Source organism: Serratia sp. MF1(2023), from assembly GCF_030954545.1.
GTDB classification, from domain to species: domain Bacteria; phylum Pseudomonadota; class Gammaproteobacteria; order Enterobacterales; family Enterobacteriaceae; genus Serratia; species Serratia sarumanii.
Window position 1 is genome coordinate 15,930 of record NZ_JAVHUX010000036.1, and the last position, 16,753, is coordinate 32,682.

The 16,753-nt window shown below is 59.8% G+C and carries 17 protein-coding genes; 6 read left to right on the plus strand and 11 right to left on the minus strand.

The annotated features are described in order from the left end of the window. Window positions 1–88 precede the first annotated feature (88 nt). A complete protein-coding gene (locus REA38_RS17025; protein WP_033649770.1) occupies window positions 89–967 on the plus strand; it encodes a LysR family transcriptional regulator in 879 nt (292 codons plus the stop codon). A 29-nt stretch (window positions 968–996) separates the two neighbouring features. On the opposite strand, the gene proX is transcribed toward REA38_RS17025, so the two are convergent. The 3 genes from proX to proV all read right to left on the minus strand — a co-directional run bounded on the left by proX (window position 997) and on the right by proV (window position 4,370). Beyond that, window positions 997–1,998, minus strand: coding sequence for a glycine betaine/L-proline ABC transporter substrate-binding protein ProX (proX, locus tag REA38_RS17030; RefSeq protein WP_033635697.1), 1,002 nt, complete (start codon window positions 1,996–1,998; stop codon window positions 997–999). A gap of 70 nt (window positions 1,999–2,068) precedes the next feature. Beyond that, on the minus strand, window positions 2,069–3,175 hold the full coding sequence (gene proW, locus REA38_RS17035) for a glycine betaine/L-proline ABC transporter permease ProW (RefSeq protein WP_049194985.1): 1,107 nt from the start codon (window positions 3,173–3,175) through the stop codon (window positions 2,069–2,071). After that, window positions 3,168–4,370, minus strand: a complete 1,203-nt coding sequence (gene proV / locus REA38_RS17040) for a glycine betaine/L-proline ABC transporter ATP-binding protein ProV (RefSeq protein ID WP_033635695.1) — start codon at window positions 4,368–4,370, stop codon at window positions 3,168–3,170. Before proV ends, proW begins: the two co-directional genes overlap by 8 nt. A 232-nt stretch (window positions 4,371–4,602) precedes the next feature. Here proV and REA38_RS17045 point away from each other — a divergent pair, with 232 nt between their 5' ends. Next, complete coding sequence (locus REA38_RS17045; RefSeq protein WP_158663939.1) at window positions 4,603–4,761, plus strand: hypothetical protein; 159 nt, start codon at window positions 4,603–4,605, stop codon at window positions 4,759–4,761. Window positions 4,762–4,777: 16 nt separating this feature from the next. On the opposite strand, the gene REA38_RS17050 is transcribed toward REA38_RS17045, so the two are convergent. Both REA38_RS17050 and REA38_RS17055 read right to left on the minus strand, forming a co-directional pair. Continuing rightward, the gene (locus REA38_RS17050) at window positions 4,778–5,464 is read right to left on the minus strand and encodes a response regulator (protein ID WP_033635694.1); all 687 of its coding nucleotides are present in this window, start codon (window positions 5,462–5,464) and stop codon (window positions 4,778–4,780) included. A gap of 32 nt (window positions 5,465–5,496) precedes the next feature. Further along, on the minus strand, window positions 5,497–7,089 hold the full coding sequence (locus REA38_RS17055) for a sensor histidine kinase (protein ID WP_060423805.1): 1,593 nt from the start codon (window positions 7,087–7,089) through the stop codon (window positions 5,497–5,499). 326 nt (window positions 7,090–7,415) lie between these two features. Between REA38_RS17055 and REA38_RS17060 the strand changes: the two genes are divergently transcribed. Next, window positions 7,416–8,771 carry a 2-hydroxycarboxylate transporter family protein gene (locus REA38_RS17060; protein ID WP_033635692.1) on the plus strand — a complete coding sequence of 452 codons (1,356 nt, stop codon included), beginning with the start codon at window positions 7,416–7,418 and terminating at the stop codon, window positions 8,769–8,771. A gap of 97 nt (window positions 8,772–8,868) precedes the next feature. Here the strand turns inward: REA38_RS17060 and REA38_RS17065 are convergent, their stop codons facing one another. After that, on the minus strand, window positions 8,869–9,840 hold the full coding sequence (locus REA38_RS17065; protein ID WP_033649775.1) for a patatin-like phospholipase family protein: 972 nt from the start codon (window positions 9,838–9,840) through the stop codon (window positions 8,869–8,871). A gap of 206 nt (window positions 9,841–10,046) precedes the next feature. On the opposite strand from REA38_RS17065, the gene REA38_RS17070 reads away from it, so the two are divergent. The 3 genes from REA38_RS17070 (at window position 10,047) to REA38_RS17080 (ending at window position 12,151) form a co-directional block, all read left to right on the plus strand. Continuing rightward, entirely contained in the window at window positions 10,047–10,991 is a 945-nt protein-coding gene (locus tag REA38_RS17070; protein ID WP_308886281.1) for an MBL fold metallo-hydrolase, read from the plus strand. A 151-nt stretch (window positions 10,992–11,142) separates the two neighbouring features. Next, a complete protein-coding gene (locus tag REA38_RS17075; RefSeq protein WP_161727073.1) occupies window positions 11,143–11,883 on the plus strand; it encodes an SDR family oxidoreductase in 741 nt (246 codons plus the stop codon). Window positions 11,884–11,947: 64 nt separating this feature from the next. After that, on the plus strand, window positions 11,948–12,151 hold the full coding sequence (locus REA38_RS17080; RefSeq protein WP_033654334.1) for a DUF1289 domain-containing protein: 204 nt from the start codon (window positions 11,948–11,950) through the stop codon (window positions 12,149–12,151). 62 nt (window positions 12,152–12,213) lie between these two features. On the opposite strand, the gene nrdF is transcribed toward REA38_RS17080, so the two are convergent. From nrdF to REA38_RS17105, 5 genes are all read right to left on the minus strand, one after another. Next, on the minus strand, window positions 12,214–13,185 hold the full coding sequence (nrdF, locus tag REA38_RS17085) for a class 1b ribonucleoside-diphosphate reductase subunit beta (RefSeq protein ID WP_033635683.1): 972 nt from the start codon (window positions 13,183–13,185) through the stop codon (window positions 12,214–12,216). 8 nt (window positions 13,186–13,193) lie between these two features. Further along, a complete protein-coding gene (gene nrdE, locus REA38_RS17090; protein ID WP_072021607.1) occupies window positions 13,194–15,338 on the minus strand; it encodes a class 1b ribonucleoside-diphosphate reductase subunit alpha in 2,145 nt (714 codons plus the stop codon). Then, a complete protein-coding gene (nrdI, locus tag REA38_RS17095) occupies window positions 15,320–15,724 on the minus strand; it encodes a class Ib ribonucleoside-diphosphate reductase assembly flavoprotein NrdI (protein ID WP_033649781.1) in 405 nt (134 codons plus the stop codon). The genes nrdE and nrdI overlap by 19 nt, the downstream gene beginning before the upstream one ends. Window positions 15,725–15,733: 9 nt before the next feature. Further along, on the minus strand, window positions 15,734–15,964 hold the full coding sequence (gene nrdH / locus REA38_RS17100) for a glutaredoxin-like protein NrdH (RefSeq protein ID WP_033654333.1): 231 nt from the start codon (window positions 15,962–15,964) through the stop codon (window positions 15,734–15,736). Between the two features lie 273 nt (window positions 15,965–16,237). After that, complete coding sequence (locus tag REA38_RS17105) at window positions 16,238–16,669, minus strand: carboxymuconolactone decarboxylase family protein (protein ID WP_041036428.1); 432 nt, start codon at window positions 16,667–16,669, stop codon at window positions 16,238–16,240. Window positions 16,670–16,753 lie beyond the last annotated feature (84 nt).

The following is a 16,753-nucleotide window of genomic DNA, read 5'->3' on the forward strand; positions in this document are numbered from 1 at the left end:
AAGAAGATAGCGCGCAGTATCCGGCAATGCGTCTGCGGAAACCAATGTATAATTTTCATTTGATTTATCTCATTTCAAGATAGATGCCATGAACCTGAAACAGATCCGCTATGCGCTGGCGGTGGCGGAGGAACAGAGCTTCACCCGGGCGGCGCAGCGCTGCCATACGGTGCAGTCGGCGCTCAGCCACCAGATCGCTAAACTGGAAGAAGAACTGGGCTGTACGCTGTTTGAGCGCACCTCGCGTCGGGTGCGATTGACCCCCGCCGGCCAGGCTTTCATTCCCTCGGCGCAGCGGCTGCTGGCGGCGCAGCAGGCGCTGGTGGAAGAGGTGACCGCCGCCGGGGATGCGGTGTCCGGCACCTTGACCATCGGCACCATTTCAACCATAAACGCGATTGATCTGACCGAAAAGCTCGACAAGTTTCATCGCCACTATCCGGCGGTGAACATCCGCCTGTACGTCGGCATGAGCGAAGCCCTGCTGGAGGACGTGCGTCAGCAGAAGTGCGATATGGCGTTCGTCGGCATCTGGCCCGGCGACGTCGATTTGCTGCCGATGTCGCACCGGCAGTTGACCGATGAGCCGCTGGTGGCGTTGGTGGCGCCGCAGCATCCGCTGGCCAACCGCGAGCGGGTGAATCTGCAGGCGCTGGCGGAAGTGCCGCTGGTGGATTTCTACAGCGGCACCGGCGCGCGGCGCCAAACCGATCGCGCCTTCCAGGCGGCGGGCATCCGCCGGCACGTCAGTTTTGAAATCGATCATATCGAATGGTTGGAGAATCTGGTGCGGCGCGGATTGGCGGCGGGCATCGTACCGATCTCGACCGCGCAACGACTAAGCACGCTGGTGTCGATTCCGATTGAAGACGGGCCGCGACGCCAAGTGTATTGCATCTGGCCGCAGCCCTTGTCAAACGCCGCCGCACGTTTTTTACAGTTCAGCGGCATCGATATGGCGGGGTAGGGGGCGGCGGATGCGGCGCCCCCGAGCGGTTACGGCTTCGCCGCCTCGGCGGCGGTTTTCACCCAGCCGTCGAAGGTCGCCTGGTGCGCCTTGATCCAGCCGTTGACGTGGTTCTGGATGTCGGCTTCCGAAGCCTGGCCTTCATGCATGCGCAGGTTTTGCGCGTTGATGTCGGCGATCGGCAGCTTCATGATGGCGAACAGCTTGGCGGCCGCCGGATTGGCTTCGGCCCACTGCTTGTTGGCGGCGATGCGCATGGTGTTGACCGGGAAGCCGTAGTTGGCGCCGTTAGGCAGCTTGGTGTCGACGTTCTTCTGCTCGCCCGGCAGGGAGGAGAACGGCACCTGCAGCCAGACCACGTCGCGGCCCGGCACCATCACATCGCTGACCCAGTACGGCGTCCAGGTGTAATACAGCACCGGTTTGCCCTCTTTGTAGCGGGTGATGGTGTCGGCGATCATCGCCGCGTAGTTGCCCTGGTTGTGCTCGACGGTGTTGCTCAGGCCGTAGGCCTTGATGTGGTGGTTGATCACCGCTTCGCAGCCCCAGCCCGGGGTGCAGCCGGTCAGATCGGCCTTGCCGTCGCCGTTGGTGTCGAACAGCTTGGCGATCTTGGGATCCTTGAGCTGCTCGACGTTGGTGATGTGATATTGCTCGGCGGTCTTCTTGTCGATCAGGTAGCCCTGCGCGGCGCCGTTGACGTAGACGCCTTCGCGGTAGAACTTGGCGTCACCGCCGGCGGCCTTGTACTGATCGGCGTGCAGCGGATCCCAGTTGACCGCGATAAAGGTCGCGTCGCCGGAGGCGATCGAGGTGTAGGCGACGTTGTAATCCACTTCACGCGGTTCTTTCACGTCGTAACCCAGTTTTTCCAGCGCCTTGCTGACCAGCAGCGTCTGGAAGGTCTCTTCGGAAATGGTGCTTTGCACCGGCTGTACCGCGATCCCCTTGCCGGGTAAATCTGCCGCGCTCACGCTCTGTGAGCCAATCAGCGTCGTCAGGGCGAGAGCCCAGATGCCCGTAGTGCGCATAGTGTTTCCCCTTTTTTCGATGTGGTGGTGTCATAGCCCGCCGGGGCCGCAGCCGCCGGCGGGAAAAGCGTCAGGCTTGCTTGATGAACGGGCGAGTCAGCAGCCCGATGGGGCCGCGGCGATACCAGCGGCCGATGCCTTTGCTGCGGCGATCGCGCCCCAGCGATTGGGTGAGGCGATCGAGAATGATCGCCAGGATCACGATGCCGACCCCGCCGACGGCGGCCAGGCCCATGTCCAGCCGGCCGATGCCGCGCAGCACCATCTGGCCCAGACCGCCGACGGCGATCATCGAGGCGATGACCACCATCGACAGCGCCAACATCAGCGTCTGGTTCACGCCGGCCATGATGGTCGGCATCGCCAGCGGCAGCTGCACCTTGAACAGCAGCTGGCGCGGGCTGGCGCCGAAGGACTCGGCGGCCTCTATCAGATCTTCCGGCACCTGCTTGATGCCGAGAATGGTCAGGCGCACGATCGGCGGCAGCGCGAAGATAATGGTCACTACCACGCCTGGCACGTTGCCGATGCCGAACAGCATGACGATCGGCACCAGATAGACGAAGGCCGGGGTGGTCTGCATCGCGTCGAGCAGTGGCCTGATGACTTTGGCGGCGTGCTTGCTGCGCGCCAGCCAGATGCCGAGCGGCAGGCCGATAAGGATGCAGAAGAACAGTGCGGTCAGCACCAGCGCCAGCGTGACCATCGCCTGCGACCAGGCGCCGATGGCGCCGATGGCGACCAGGGAGAGCAGAGTCGCGGCGCCCATGCCGAGGCCCGAGACCTGCCAGGCGAGCAGCGAGAACACCAGAATGGCGATCGGCGCCGGCATGCCCAGCAGCAGTTGCTGGAAGCCGCTCAGGATCATGTCGACCGGCACGCGGATGCCCTGGAACAGCGGGCGGAAGTGCAGCACCAGCCAGTCGATGCCCTGCGTGACCCAGGTATCGAACGGCACCCAGGCCTTGTGGAACGGATCGAGCAGGCTGAAGTGTTCCGGCTGCGCCGGGGCGCTGCTGAGCCAATCGGCGCCTTGTCCGGCGGCGTCATGGGTGGCCGGCGGCGGCGCGCTGGACCAGGCGTCGCCGGCGTTGGCGGCGGCATCGTTTGCGGGTGCGGCGCCGGTATCGGCCGGTGCGGTAGCCCAGGGATCTTGGGTTTGCGTAGTATCACTCATTGGCGGAGCCCTCCTTGTCCAACGCCTGCAGCAGCATGGCCTTGGAGATGATGCCGAGATAGTTATGTTCTTCGCACACTACCGGCACCGCGCACGGCGCCTGGGCGACCAGGGAAATCAGATCGCTGAGCGGCGTGTCGGCCGGCACGGCGGCAGGGGCCTCGAGCAGGGCATCGTCCAGCGTTTGATTGGCGGACAGCGCCTTTTTCAGCGACTCTATCGACACCACGCCGATAAATTTCTTTCCGCGTTCAACAACATAACCATAATCACGGTCCTCATCGCGCAGCAGCTGCAGCGCCGATCGGGGGCCAAAACCGGGGGTTTTGCGGATCAGCGTCACCGGGCGCCGTTGGGCGATATCCTTGGCGCTGAATACGTGACTGATGTCCACGCCGCGGAAGAAGGTGCGCACATAGTCGTTGGCCGGGTTGTTCAGGATCTCGTCCGGCGTGCCGACCTGGATCACCTCACCGCCCTGCATGATGGCGATGCGATCGCCGATGCGCATCGCTTCGTCCAGATCGTGGGAAATAAACACGATGGTGCGCTGATGCTGGGCCTGTAATTTCACCAGCTCATCCTGCATTTCGGTACGAATTAACGGATCGAGCGCCGAGAAGGCTTCGTCCATCAATAATATATCCGGGTTATTGGCCAGGGCGCGGGCTAATCCCACGCGCTGGCGCATGCCGCCGGATAATTCATCCGGATAAGACAGCGCATAATTCTCCAGCCCGACCTGGCGCAGGGCATCCAGCGCTTTTTCCTGGCGTTCCTGCAGCGGTATGCCGGCTAATTCCATACCGAATGCGGTATTATTCAGGACGTTCATGTGCGGCATCAGCGCGAATGACTGAAATACCATGCTGATCTTATTTCGCCGCACGGTGCGCAGCGCGGCGTCGGATATTTTGGCGATGTCCTCACCGTCGATCAGCACCTGGCCGCGGGTGGGTTCTATCAGACGATTGAGAAGGCGTACCAGGGTGGACTTGCCGGAACCGGAGAGCCCCATGATGACAAATATCTCGCCTTCTTCAATGGCCAGAGTGGCGTCTTTTACGCCGAGCGATAAGCCGGTTTTTTCAAACAGCCGATCTTTTGTCAGACCTTTATCCAGCAGTTTGAATGCGCGTTCCGGGTGTTCGCCAAATATCTTATACAGGTTCTTTACTTCGAGTTTAATTGCCATGCAATTTGCTGTTTCCTCTGGTTTAATTAACGCGTTATGGGCTGTCCTTAGCAAAATAAAAGAGCTTTTTACCCTAACACAGTGAATATCTGAGACAACCCTCAATGTCATTTAAATGGGATATTAGTGGTTTACATCAAGGTTTTAATTAGTTATGGTAATTTTGCCCATGACTCGAAATTGACGGCCGCTATTCGCCATAATGGTTTGGTTTTTAGGGAAATAACGCGGCGTGAAGCAATGGGATATTTCGCTTTTGCGCCAGCCGTTTCGGATAATAAAAAACCCGACCAGAGGCCGGGTAAAAGTCATCAGTATTTCATCAGTTTTAACGACAGGTGCCGATATCGAGGGGGATATCGTCGGGCGCTATGTTATCGCCGTAATATGACAGCCAGATGGCAGCCTCAGGCCTTGCGATACAGCCGCCGCGGGTGGCCGATATTGCCGTACAGCATCTCCACCCGCACGAACTGGGTGGCGACGCAATATTCCAGATAACGGCGGGCGGTGGTCTTGCTGATGCCGACCTGCTCCACCACATCTTCCACCGCATGCGCCACCGCCGGCTGGGCGATAAACAGCGCCTGTACCAGCTCGAGGGTATTGGTTTCGATGCCTTTGGCGCTTGGCTCGCTGGAGAACTGCTTCGACTGCAGGTTGTACAGCGCATCGACGTTGTCCTGATCGATGATCTTGAAGGTGCGCTGGGTTTGCACGAACTGCATGAAGCGTTCGAGCGAATTGCGCAGCCGCTTGTAGGATACCGGCTTGATGATGTAGTCGAAGGCGCCGTTGCGGATCGCCTGGCTGCAGGTGTGCATGTCGCTGGCGGCGGTGATGAAGATCACCGAACAGGCGGGGTTCTTCACCGCCGGCTCTTCCATCAGCTCGATGCCCTGGCCGTCCGGCAGAAAGTTATCCAGCAGGATCAGCCGCGGCTGATGCGCATTGGCTTTGGCCCGCGCTTCGGCCAGCGTGGCGGCGTAAGCCACCACCCGCAGGTTGAAATTTTTCTCGATGAACTCCGCGTGCAGCGTCGCCAGTTGCGGCTCGTCTTCCACGATCAGAACGTCCAGTGCTTGGTGTGACATAATCGGGTGCTCAAAAAATCGGGTTATGGGTTTTATTTAGGGATAAATATAGAGAATATTGCGCCGTGCGGCTCGTTGTCCGACACTTCTATGCTGCCGTGCGCCTGCGCCACGTGGCTGGCGACCAGATGCAGGCCGATGCCGTGGTCGCTTTTATCCGCTTTGGTGGTGACGCCCTGTTCAAACAGCGTATCACGAATCTCCTCGGCGATGCCGGTGCCGCGATCCGCCACCTCGATCACCAGCTCGTCGCTGCCGTCGCTGATATAAAGCTCGATCGCGTCGTGCGGGGCCGGGCAGTGCAGCGTCGCCTCCACCGCATTATCCAGCAGGTTGCCGACGATCGACATCAGTTCGGTCTCATTCAGCGCCGCCGGGATCTGCCGCAGCTGGCAGGCCGGATCGAAGCGTAGCTCGATGCCTTTTTCTCTGGCGCTGGAATATTTGCCCAGCAGCAGGCCGCACAGCGCCGCCGAACTGAAGCGCTGCGAGATGAAATCGAGGATCTCCTGCGCGCCCTCCGACTGGGCCTCCACGTAGCGGATGGCCTCGTCGTAGCGCTGCATATGCAGCAGCCCGGCCAGCGTGGCGGTCCAGTTCAGCTGTTCGTGGCGCATGATGCGCAGGTTGTCGGCATAGCGTTTCACCTGGCTGAGCTGGCTGCTCAGGGTATTGATGTCGTTCTTGTCGCGGAAGCTGATCACCCAGCCTTGCAGCTCCTGCTCCTGCATGATGCGCACCCGGCTGGCGATCACCCGCACGTGATTGAAGCGGCACACCTCGTCGTGCGTATCCTGGCCCAGCTGCGCGGCGGCGAAGAAGTTCGGCTGCGCCTGAATGACGTCGCCGATCGGCCGGCCCAGCAAGCCGGCGGCGGGTTGGTGCAGATCCAATAGCTCGCGCGCCGCATGGTTGATGGTGATGATCCGCAGCTCTGGATCGATGGCGATCACCCCTTCATAGATGGCTTCCAGCAGCGCTTTTTGCTGGCGCACCAGCAGCGCGATCTCTTTCGGCTCCAGCCAGAACATCTGGCGCTTGAGGTTTTTCGACAGCAGCCAGGAAAAGACGAACAGGGCGATCAGCAGCAGGACGATGGAGCCGATAATTTGCGTCAGCGTCCTGGCATTTAAATTATCGATGTGCGATTTCAAATAGCCGACGGAAACGATGCCAATGACATGATTATTTTCATCCAGGATCGGCGCCTTGCTGCGCAATGAAACGCCGATGCCGCCCTTGCGAATGGAAATAATGCTTTTCCCTTCCAGCACCTCTTTATTATCGCCGCCGATCATCGGCGTGCCCAGACGGCCTTCATATTCGGAATGATAAAGATGGCGGGCGTGATTATCGCCGATGACGATATAACTGGCGTCGCTGCTGGCGCGGATTTTTTTCATCAGCGCAGTGATTCGGGCGGCGTCGTTGTTTTCCACCGCATCGACCAGCGAAGGAATGAGGGCGATTTCCCGCGCCTGCACCTGCGCGCGGGCGCCGAGATCGCGGTGCAGCTGCGCATCCAGCTGGTAATAGGTGTAGGCGCCGATGCAGGTCAGCAGCAGGCAGGAGAAGGCCACCAGGCACAGAAACAGCTTGATTTGAAATGAGAGTTTGAGCCGCATGGCGGAGCTTCACCGTAAAGAGATCCTGAAGCCTTACCCTATCACGAGAAGCGGGGTCTGTAATATTGCGCCCGATCAACTTGTGATCCCTCACACGGGATTAAAGTGAACCGGACGAGAATTGTTCGTCTGCGATAAAGTTGATAAGATTTAAAATAAAAACGGCATTAACACCATTAAAACCACGCCGGTTTTTACATAATCTTAATTAACCCCATAGAAACCATAACCACCATTAAAAACCCTTTTTAACTTTGAACATAATCACAGCAGATAATCCGTGCGCTTCTCTATGATGGCTGAACAAACTAATAAGAGGCCAGATTATGAGCACAACAGATGATTCTTACCTCGTAGCCAAAGACAAGGCCGCCGATATTCCTCTGCGCGAGAAATGGTGGCGGATACTGGACAATTATAAAGTAGGGATTATTCCGTTACCGTTCTTTATTCTGGCCGGCGTATTGATTCTGCTCGACTGCCTGGAAGGCAAATTGCCGAGCGATATCGTGGTGATGGTGGCCACCCTGGCGTTCTTCGGTTTCGCCTGCGGCGAATTCGGCAAGCGCCTGCCGCTGATCGGCAAAATGGGCGCGGCGGCGATCTGCGCCACCTTCATTCCTTCCGCGCTGGTGCACTACGGCCTGCTGCCGGACGTGGTGGTGGAGTCGACCACCAAGTTCTACAAATCGACCAATATTCTTTATCTCTACATCTGCTGCATCATCGTCGGCAGCATCATGAGCATGAACCGGCAGGTGCTGATCCAGGGCTTCCTGCGCATCTTCATTCCGATGCTGTGCGGCGAGATCGTCGGCATGCTGGTGGGGATGGGCGTCGGCATGGCGCTGGGCCTGGAGCCGTTCCAGATCTTCTTCTTCCTGATCCTGCCGATCATGGCCGGCGGCGTGGGTGAAGGGGCGATCCCGCTGTCGATGGGCTACGCGGCGATCCTGCACATGGAGCAGGGCGTGGCGTTGGGGCGCATTCTGCCGATCGTGATGCTCGGCAGCCTGACCGCCATCGTCATCGCCGGCCTGCTCAACCAGTTGGGCAAGCGTTATCCGCACCTGACCGGCGAAGGCAGCCTGATGCCGAGCAAGCAGGGCGACAGCGACATGAACGCGGTGGAAAAAATCAGCGGCAAGGTGGACGTCAGCACCATCGCCTGCGGCGCGCTGCTGGCCATCCTGCTGTATATGGTGGGCATGTTGCTGCACCGTCTGATCGGCCTGCCGGCGCCGGTGGGCATGCTGTTCGCCGCCGTGGCGGTGAAGCTGGCGCATGGGGTGTCGCCGCGCATTCAGGAAGGCTCGCAGGTGGTGTACAAATTCTTCCGCACCGCCGTGACCTATCCGATCCTGTTCGCGGTCGGGGTGGCCATCACGCCGTGGCAGGAGCTGGTGGACGCGTTCACCGTACAGAATCTGATCGTGATCGTCACGACCGTCAGCGCGCTGGTGGCGACCGGTTTCTTCGTCGGCAAGAAAATCGGCATGCATCCTATCGATGTGGCGATTGTCTCCTGCTGCCAGAGCGGGCAGGGTGGCACCGGCGACGTCGCGATCCTCACCGCCGGCAACCGCATGTCGCTGATGCCGTTCGCGCAGATCGCCACCCGAATCGGGGGCGCTATCAACGTCTCGCTGTCGCTGCTGGTGTTGGCCAAGTTCTTCGTATAACTCCTATAAATCCTTAGCGTTACTTTGCCTTTCCCCGCCCCCGCGGGGATTTTTTTGCCCGCGCGCCGGCCGTACGCGCGGGCGGGGTGGATGGGGGTTATGCCGCCTGTTTCATGGCGGCGTCGTACCAGGCGAAGTAGCGCTCTACGCCGCGGCGGCCGGATTCGATCAGCGCGCGTTTCTTCTCCTCGCTGATGCCGAACTCCAGCGTGCCGACGTCAAGCGTGTCGACATACACGGTGCGTTTCCAGTCGTCGCTGTCCAGGTGCACCTTGGTTTGGATGTCCAGCATCACGTTGGCCACCGCCAGGGTGAAATCAAACAGGTTGTTGACCTGCGTGCGCGGACCTGCCTGCCCGGCTGCCTGGGCGATTTCGCCGGCGGAGTCCAGGCGAAGGCCCAGCGTGCGGGTGTTGATGCGCTGGCTTGAAGCGTCGATGTAAGGCGGCGTGGCGGAGAAGTCATAGTCGAACAGCCGCACCGGGTAGTTGTCGATCATGCCGCCGTCGATGCACAGGTCGCCCAGGGTGTTGTTCTTCGCCACGAAGGCGAATGGGAATGACATCGAAATGCGCAGGCCGTCCGCCACTTTCATGCGCGGCGTAGTGCGATGCGAATAGACCTCGCGCTGGCCGCTGTTGAGGTTGGCGCCGATAAAGTAAATCGACTTGAACCCTTTCGCCGCTTTCATCGCTTCGAACTGCTCGAAGGTAATATCCGGCTTGCCGGTGTATTGCTTGATAATATCGCGCGACCATTGATAGAAATAATCGCCGGGCGCGATGCCGTATTGATTGAACAGGCGATAGGCATCGTGGAGCGTACCGAAAAAGCCGCCGTTATAATCGAGGAATTTTTTAAAATCCATCGCCGACAGAATTTTGGTTACGTCCGCCGAGCTGCAGCCCAAGCCGACCAGCAGTGCGGCGATAGCGCCCGCCGAGGCGCCGGAGGTTTGCTTGATCTGTGGCATGATGCCTTTGGCTTCCAGCAATTCCAGCGCGCCGCCATAGGCGATGCCTTTTACGCCGCCGCCTTCAAAGACCAGATTTTCGAATTGATAGTTCATGATATTTCCTCACTCTTGGTTTAGGGAGTAAGAAAAATAACCAAGTGGCGAGCGAGAAAATATTGATTGGGGTTGTGTGAGTCGGCAAACAAAACTATTCATAATAAATATATTATTTATATATTTATTAAAGGCATTTATTAAACAGGCGCATCGGGATTTTTGCGTCAATACTTAGCGCTGTTCAATTCTCGCAAGGAGTCATCATGTTCTGGAAACGTTGTCTGCTGGGCGCGGCGCTGGCCGTTATGTCATTACAGGCTGGCGCCGCCGCGCCGCAGGCCAAAACCCCGGCGCCGGAAGTTTACCGCATCATGCTGGGCAGTTTTGAAGTGACCGCGTTGTCTGACGGTATCATTCGCCTGCCGGCGGACAAACTGCTGCTCAACACCACGCCGCAGCAGATCGCCGCCGGGTTGGCCGAGCGGCATCAAAGCCTGCCGGTGGTCACCTCGGTCAATGCCTATCTGATCAATACCGGCGACAAGCTGGTGATGATCGACAGCGGCGCCGGCCAGCTGCTGGGCGACGGCCTGGGCAAGCTGGTGGATAATCTGCGCGCGGCGGGCTATCAGCCTGAGCAGGTGGATGAGATCTACCTGACTCATATGCACCCGGATCACCTCGGCGGCCTGACGCACGACGGCAAGGCGGTATTCCCCAATGCGGTGGTGCGCGCCGCCAGCCAGGATGCGGACTTCTGGCTGAGCGCCGACCGGTTGAAACAGGCCAAGGCGCAGAACAAAGGCAATTTCGAAAAGGCCATGGCGGCGATCAAGCCTTACCAGGCGGCGGGGCACTTTAAGCCGTTCAACGGCGACGGCGGGCTTTCGCCGGGCATCGCCGCCTTTGCCGCTCACGGCCATACGCCAGGCCACAGTGTCTATCAGGTGACCAGCCAGGGCAGAAAGCTGCTGTTGCTGGGGGATCTGATCCACGTGGCGGCGGTGCAGATGCCGCATCCGAAGGTGGCTATCAGCTTTGACAGCGACGCCAAGGCGGCGGTCGCTCAACGGCTGCGGGTGTTCAGCGACAGCGCGCGGCAGAACGAGCTGGTGGGCGGCGCACACCTGTCGTTCCCGGGATTGGGCTACCTGAACCGCCAGGGAGAAGGGTACAGCTGGGTGCCGCTGAATTACGGCGCGCTGTAACGGGGATGGCCGCCCGTTGGGCGACCATCGAACGAGTGCAGACGCATTGTTCGATAATTTGGGATGATGATGCCAGACAATCGGGGCTTATTCGCCGCGATAAAGAGTGCATGATTAACGTTACCCTCGTCGTTTTCTTTAAGGATCTCCGATGAACCAGAAAACTCCCCCCGTCGCTATCGTCACCGGCGCATCGCGCGGCATCGGCGCCGCCATCGCCGAGCGTCTGGCCGCCGACGGCTTTACCGTCATCATTAACTATTCAGGCAACCCGGCGCCGGCCGATGAGCTGGTGCGCAAGATAGAACAGCGCGGCGGCCGCGCCTTGAGCGCCAAAGCCGACGTCAGCGATGCGGCCGCGGTCGCCCGGCTGTTCGACAGCGCCGAACAGGCATTTGGCGGCATCGACGTGCTGGTCAATAACGCGGGGGTAATTGCGTTGGCGCCGGTGGCGGACATGCGCGATGAAGACGCGGATCGCCTGATCGACATCAACCTGAAAGGCAGCTTCAATGCGATGCGTGAAGCGGCGAAGCGCCTGCGTGACAACGGCCGTATCATCAACTTCTCCTCCAGCGTGGTGGGGCTGCTGCAGCCGGGGTACGGCATGTATGCCGCCAGCAAGGCGGCGATCGAGGCGTTGACCAGCGTGCTGGCGAAAGAGCTGCGCGGCCGCAATATCACGGTAAACGCCGTCGCGCCGGGGCCGACCGCCACCGGTTTGTTCCTCGACGGCAAAACGCCGGAGCTTATCGATCGGCTAGCGAAGATGGCGCCGCTGGAGCGGCTGGGCACGCCGGACGATATCGCTGCGGCGGTGGCCTTCCTGGCCGGCGCCGACGGCGGCTGGATCAACGGCCAAACCCTGCGCGCCAACGGCGGTATCATCTGATTGACGACGCGCCGCCGCCGGATCGGGTATCCTGTGGCGGCACACATCACTTCAAGGGCGGTTTATGGCGGGCGACAATCAGCAATCCCAGCACGGCGTAAGATCGCCCTGCGTCAGCCTGTGCCGCATCGACGACGAAACCCAGCAGTGCCGGGGATGCCGGCGCACGCGGGCGGAGATCGCCGCCTGGCCGACCGCCGGCGACGCGGAGAAACGCGCCATCTGGCGGCGGCTTGAGCTGCGTGCGGCCTTCAAGCAAAACACATAGTCGCGGGAGCACGACACGTCGCACTCCCGCGAAAGCCTTTTCCTGATACGGCCAGCCAGTCCTCAGAAATCCCAGTCCTCATCTTCGGTGTTGACCGCCTTGCCGATGACGTAAGACGAACCGGAGCCGGAGAAGAAGTCGTGGTTTTCATCGGCGTTTGGCGACAATGCCGACAGGATAGCCGGGTTGACCTCCGCCATCGCCGGCGGGAACAGCGCCTCATACCCGAGGTTCATCAACGCCTTGTTGGCGTTGTAGTGCAGGAAGGTTTTCACGTCTTCCGTCCAGCCGACGCCGTCGTACAGCTCCTCGGTGTAACGCACCTCGTTGTCATACAGATCCTGCAGCAAATCGAAGGCAAAGTTTTTCACCTGCCGGCGCCGTGCGGCGTCCACTTTCTCCAGCCCTTTTTGGAATTTATAGCCGATATAGTAGCCATGCACCGCCTCGTCGCGAATGATCAGGCGGATCAGATCGGCGGTGTTGGTCAGCTTGGCGCGGCTTGACCAGTACATCGGCAGGTAAAAGCCCGAATAGAACAGGAACGACTCGAGGAACACGCTGGCAACCTTCTTCAGCAGCGGATCGTCGCTGCGATAGTGCGCCAGAATGATGCCGGCCTTCTTCTGCAGCGCGCGGTTTTCCTCGCTCCAGCGGTAGGCGTCGTCCACGTCCGGCGTTTGGCACAGGGTGGAGAAGATTGAGCTGTACGAGCGGGCGTGCACCGCCTCCATAAAGCTGATGTTGGAGTACACCGCCTCTTCGTGCGGCGTCAGCGCATCGGCGATCAGGGCCGGCGCGCCGACGGTGTTCTGGATGGTGTCCAGCAGCGTCAGCCCGGTGAACACCCGAATGGTCAGCTGCTGCTCCTTCGGCGTCAGCGTGGCCCAGGAGGGGATATCGTTGGACAGCGGCACCTTCTCCGGCAGCCAGAAGTTGGAGGTCAGGCGGTTCCACACCTCCAGATCCTTGTCGTCTTCGATGATGTTCCAGTTGATGGCGCGCACCAGCGGCGCCGATGTTACGGTCGTCATAAGTTGCCTCACAGCGCGCAGGACACGCAGCCCTGCACCTCGGTGCCTTCCAGCGCCATCTGGCGCAGGCGGATGTAGTAGATAGTCTTGATGCCTTTGCGCCAGGCGTAGATCTGCGCGCGGTTGATATCGCGGGTGGTGGCGGTATCGCGGAAGAACAGCGTCAGCGACAGCCCCTGATCGACGTGTTGCGTGGCGGCGGCGTAGGTATCGATGATCTTTTCCGGGCCAATCTCATAGGCATCCTGGTAATACGCCAGGTTGTCGTTGGTCATGTAGGGCGCCGGGTAGTAAACGCGGCCGATCTTGCCTTCCTTGCGGATCTCGATGCGCGAAACGATCGGGTGGATGCTGGAGGTGGCGTTATTGATGTACGAGATGGAACCGGTCGGCGGCACCGCCTGCAGGTTCTGGTTGTACAGCCCGTGCAGCATCACCGACTGGCGCAGCGCGCGCCAGTCGTCGCGGTTCGGAATGGCGATGCCGGCGGCGGCGAACAGCTCGCGCACCCGCTCGGTCTGCGGCAGCCAGTCGCGCTCGGTGTACTTATCGAAGTACTCGCCGCTGGCATAGCGGGAATGCTCAAAGCCGTCGAAGGCGCCGCCGCGCTCGATCGCCAGCCGGTTAGAGGCGCGGATGGCGTGATAGGCCACGGTATAGAAATAGAGGTTGGTGAAGTCAATGCCTTCTTCCGAGCCGTAGAAAATGCGCTCGCGCGCCAGGTAGCCGTGCAGATTCATCTGGCCCAGACCGATGGCGCGGGCGCTGCGGTTGCCTTCGGCGATCGACGGCACCGAGCGGATATCGCTCATGTCGGCCACCGCGGTCAGCGCGCGGATCGCGGTCTCGATCGCCTTGCCGAAGTCCGGCGCGTCCATGGTTTTGGCGATGTTCAGCGAGCCGAGGTTGCAGGAGATGTCCTTGCCGATGCGATCGTAGCTCAGATCCTCGTGATACGTGCTGGCGCGGTTGACCTGCAGGATCTCCGAACACAGGTTGCTCATGTTGATCCGCCCGGCGATCGGGTTCTCCCGGTTAACCGTGTCCTCGAACATCACATAGGGGTAGCCGGATTCGAACTGGATCTCCGCCAGCACCTGGAAGAACTCGCGCGCGTTGATGCGCGACTTGCGGATGCGCTTGTCGTCCACCATCTCGCGGTACTTCTCGCTGACGGCAATCTCCGAAAACGGCACGCCATACACCCGTTCGACGTCGTAGGGCGAAAACAGGTACATCTCTTCGTTGTTCTTCGCCAGCTCGAAGGTGATATCCGGGATCACCACCCCCAGCGACAGCGTTTTGATGCGGATCTTCTCGTCGGCGTTTTCGCGCTTGGTGTCGAGAAAACGCAGAATGTCCGGGTGGTGGGCGTTGAGGTAAACCGCGCCGGCTCCCTGGCGCGCGCCGAGCTGGTTAGCGTAGGAGAAGGCGTCTTCGAGCATTTTCATGATCGGAATGACGCCGGAGGACTGGTTCTCAATGCGCTTGATCGGCGCGCCCACCTCGCGAATATTGCTCAGCAGGAAGGCCACGCCGCCGCCGCGTTTCGACAGCTGCAGCGCGGAGTTCACCGCCCGCCCGATCGATTCCATATTGTCTTCGATGCGCAGCAGGAAGCAGGAGACCAGCTCGCCGCGCTGGCGTTTGCCGCAGTTGAGGAAGGTCGGGGTGGCCGGCTGGAAGCGGCCGGAAATCATCTCCTCCACCAGATCCTGCGCCAGCCCGGTGTCGCCCGCCGCCAGCGTCAACGCCACCATGCACACCCGATCTTCGTAGCGCTCCAGATAGCGTTTGCCGTCGAAGGTTTTCAGCGTATAGCTGGTGTAGTACTTGAAGGCGCCGAGGAAGGTCTCGAAGCGGAATTTTTTGGCGTAGGCCTGCTGAAACAGCTGCTTGATAAACGGGAATTCGTACTGCGCCAGCACCTGCGGCTCGTAGTAGCCTTCCTCCACCAGATAGCGCAGCTTTTCCTCCAGGTTGTGGAAAAACACGGTGTTTTGGTTGACGTGCTGCAGGAAGTAGTGCCGCGCCGCCAGCCGATCTTTATCGAACTGGATCCGGCCTTCCGCATCGTAAAGATTGAGCATCGCGTTGAGCGAATGGTAATCCAGCGCGCCCGTTTCGGGCCTGGTCAGTTCTGTCGTTGCCAAAATGCGGTTACTCCCTGTCTAACGTTTTCAACGTCTTGCGTCGTGCCGAGCAGCTCAAAGCGGTATAAAAAAGGCACCTGGCATTTTTTGGCGATGATGTCGCCGGCGATGCCGTACGCCGCGCCGAAGTTGGTGTTCCCGGCGGCGATGACGCCGCGCAGGTATGAACGGTTTTGCGGAACGTTGAGAAAGCGGATCACCTGGATCGGCACCGCGCCGACGGCGCTGCCGCCGCCATAGCTGGGTACGATCAAGATAAAGGGGTGTTCCATCAGCAGCTTGCTGCGGGCGCCGGCGATCGGAATGCGGATCGCCGGCAGGCCCAGTTTCTCAACGAACCGATGGGTGTTCTCCGAGCTGCTGGAGAAATAAACCAGCGGATTCATCGGCGGGCCTCAGCAGGTGAGCGCCAGCGCGCCGATCTTGTCCGGCCGGAATCCGGACCAGTGATCGTCTCCGGCGATAATTACCGGAACTTGCTGATAACCTAAGGATTTAACGTGGTTCAGCGCCTGCTGATCCAGGGTGAGATCGACCACCTGATAATCAATCCCCTGTTTATCAAATGCGCGATAGGTGGCGTTGCACTGGACACAGTCCGGCTTACTGTAAATAATAATGCTCATGATTCGCATTTACCTTTAGGCTGAAGGAAAGGCGGACAAGTCAGATAACGGAGCATTGTTCCTGGCGTTTCTGACGGCGTTATCAACCGAACGACACTCCCTGCGGCTGACCTATAAAATACTATATGTTGATATTTATTTTATCAACCACGCCATATATGGTGTTTTGTAAGGGTGAAGGCGCAGACCGCGCCGGGGCTGGAAAAGGCGAGGGAAAAAATTTTTGCGGGTGAGAAATTCCCCCTCTCAGTGCAGAGGGGGGAAGAGAACGCATTACTGGCGCATGCTGACGGCCAGCCGGTTGAAGGCGTTCATGATGCTGATGGCGAAGGTCAGATCGGCGATCTCGGCATCGCTGAAGTGCGCCTTCAGCGCCTCGAAAGCGCTGTCCGGCGCGCCGGTGGCGGCGATCAGCGTCACCGACTCGGCCCATTCCAGCGCGGCGCGCTCGCGCTCGTTGAACTCATGGCTGACGCGCCAGCCCGCCAGCGTATCCAGCTTGGCATGGCTGAAGCCGCTTTCGCGCAGCGCTTTGCCGTGCATATCCAGGCAGTAGGCGCAGCCGTTGATCTGCGAAACGCGCATAAACATCAACTCGATGGTCGCCTTGTCCAGGGCACCTTTCTCCAGCGCCATCAGCGCGCTTACCATATTTTTGTACGGGGCGGGCGCCAGCTCGGCATAGTTCAAACGTTGCTTAATCATGGTCAACCTCAATCGGTAGTAACGAAATCATGGCGCTACTTTAGCGGCCTTATGGTCTATGCTATAGGGCCATAAAATGATTAT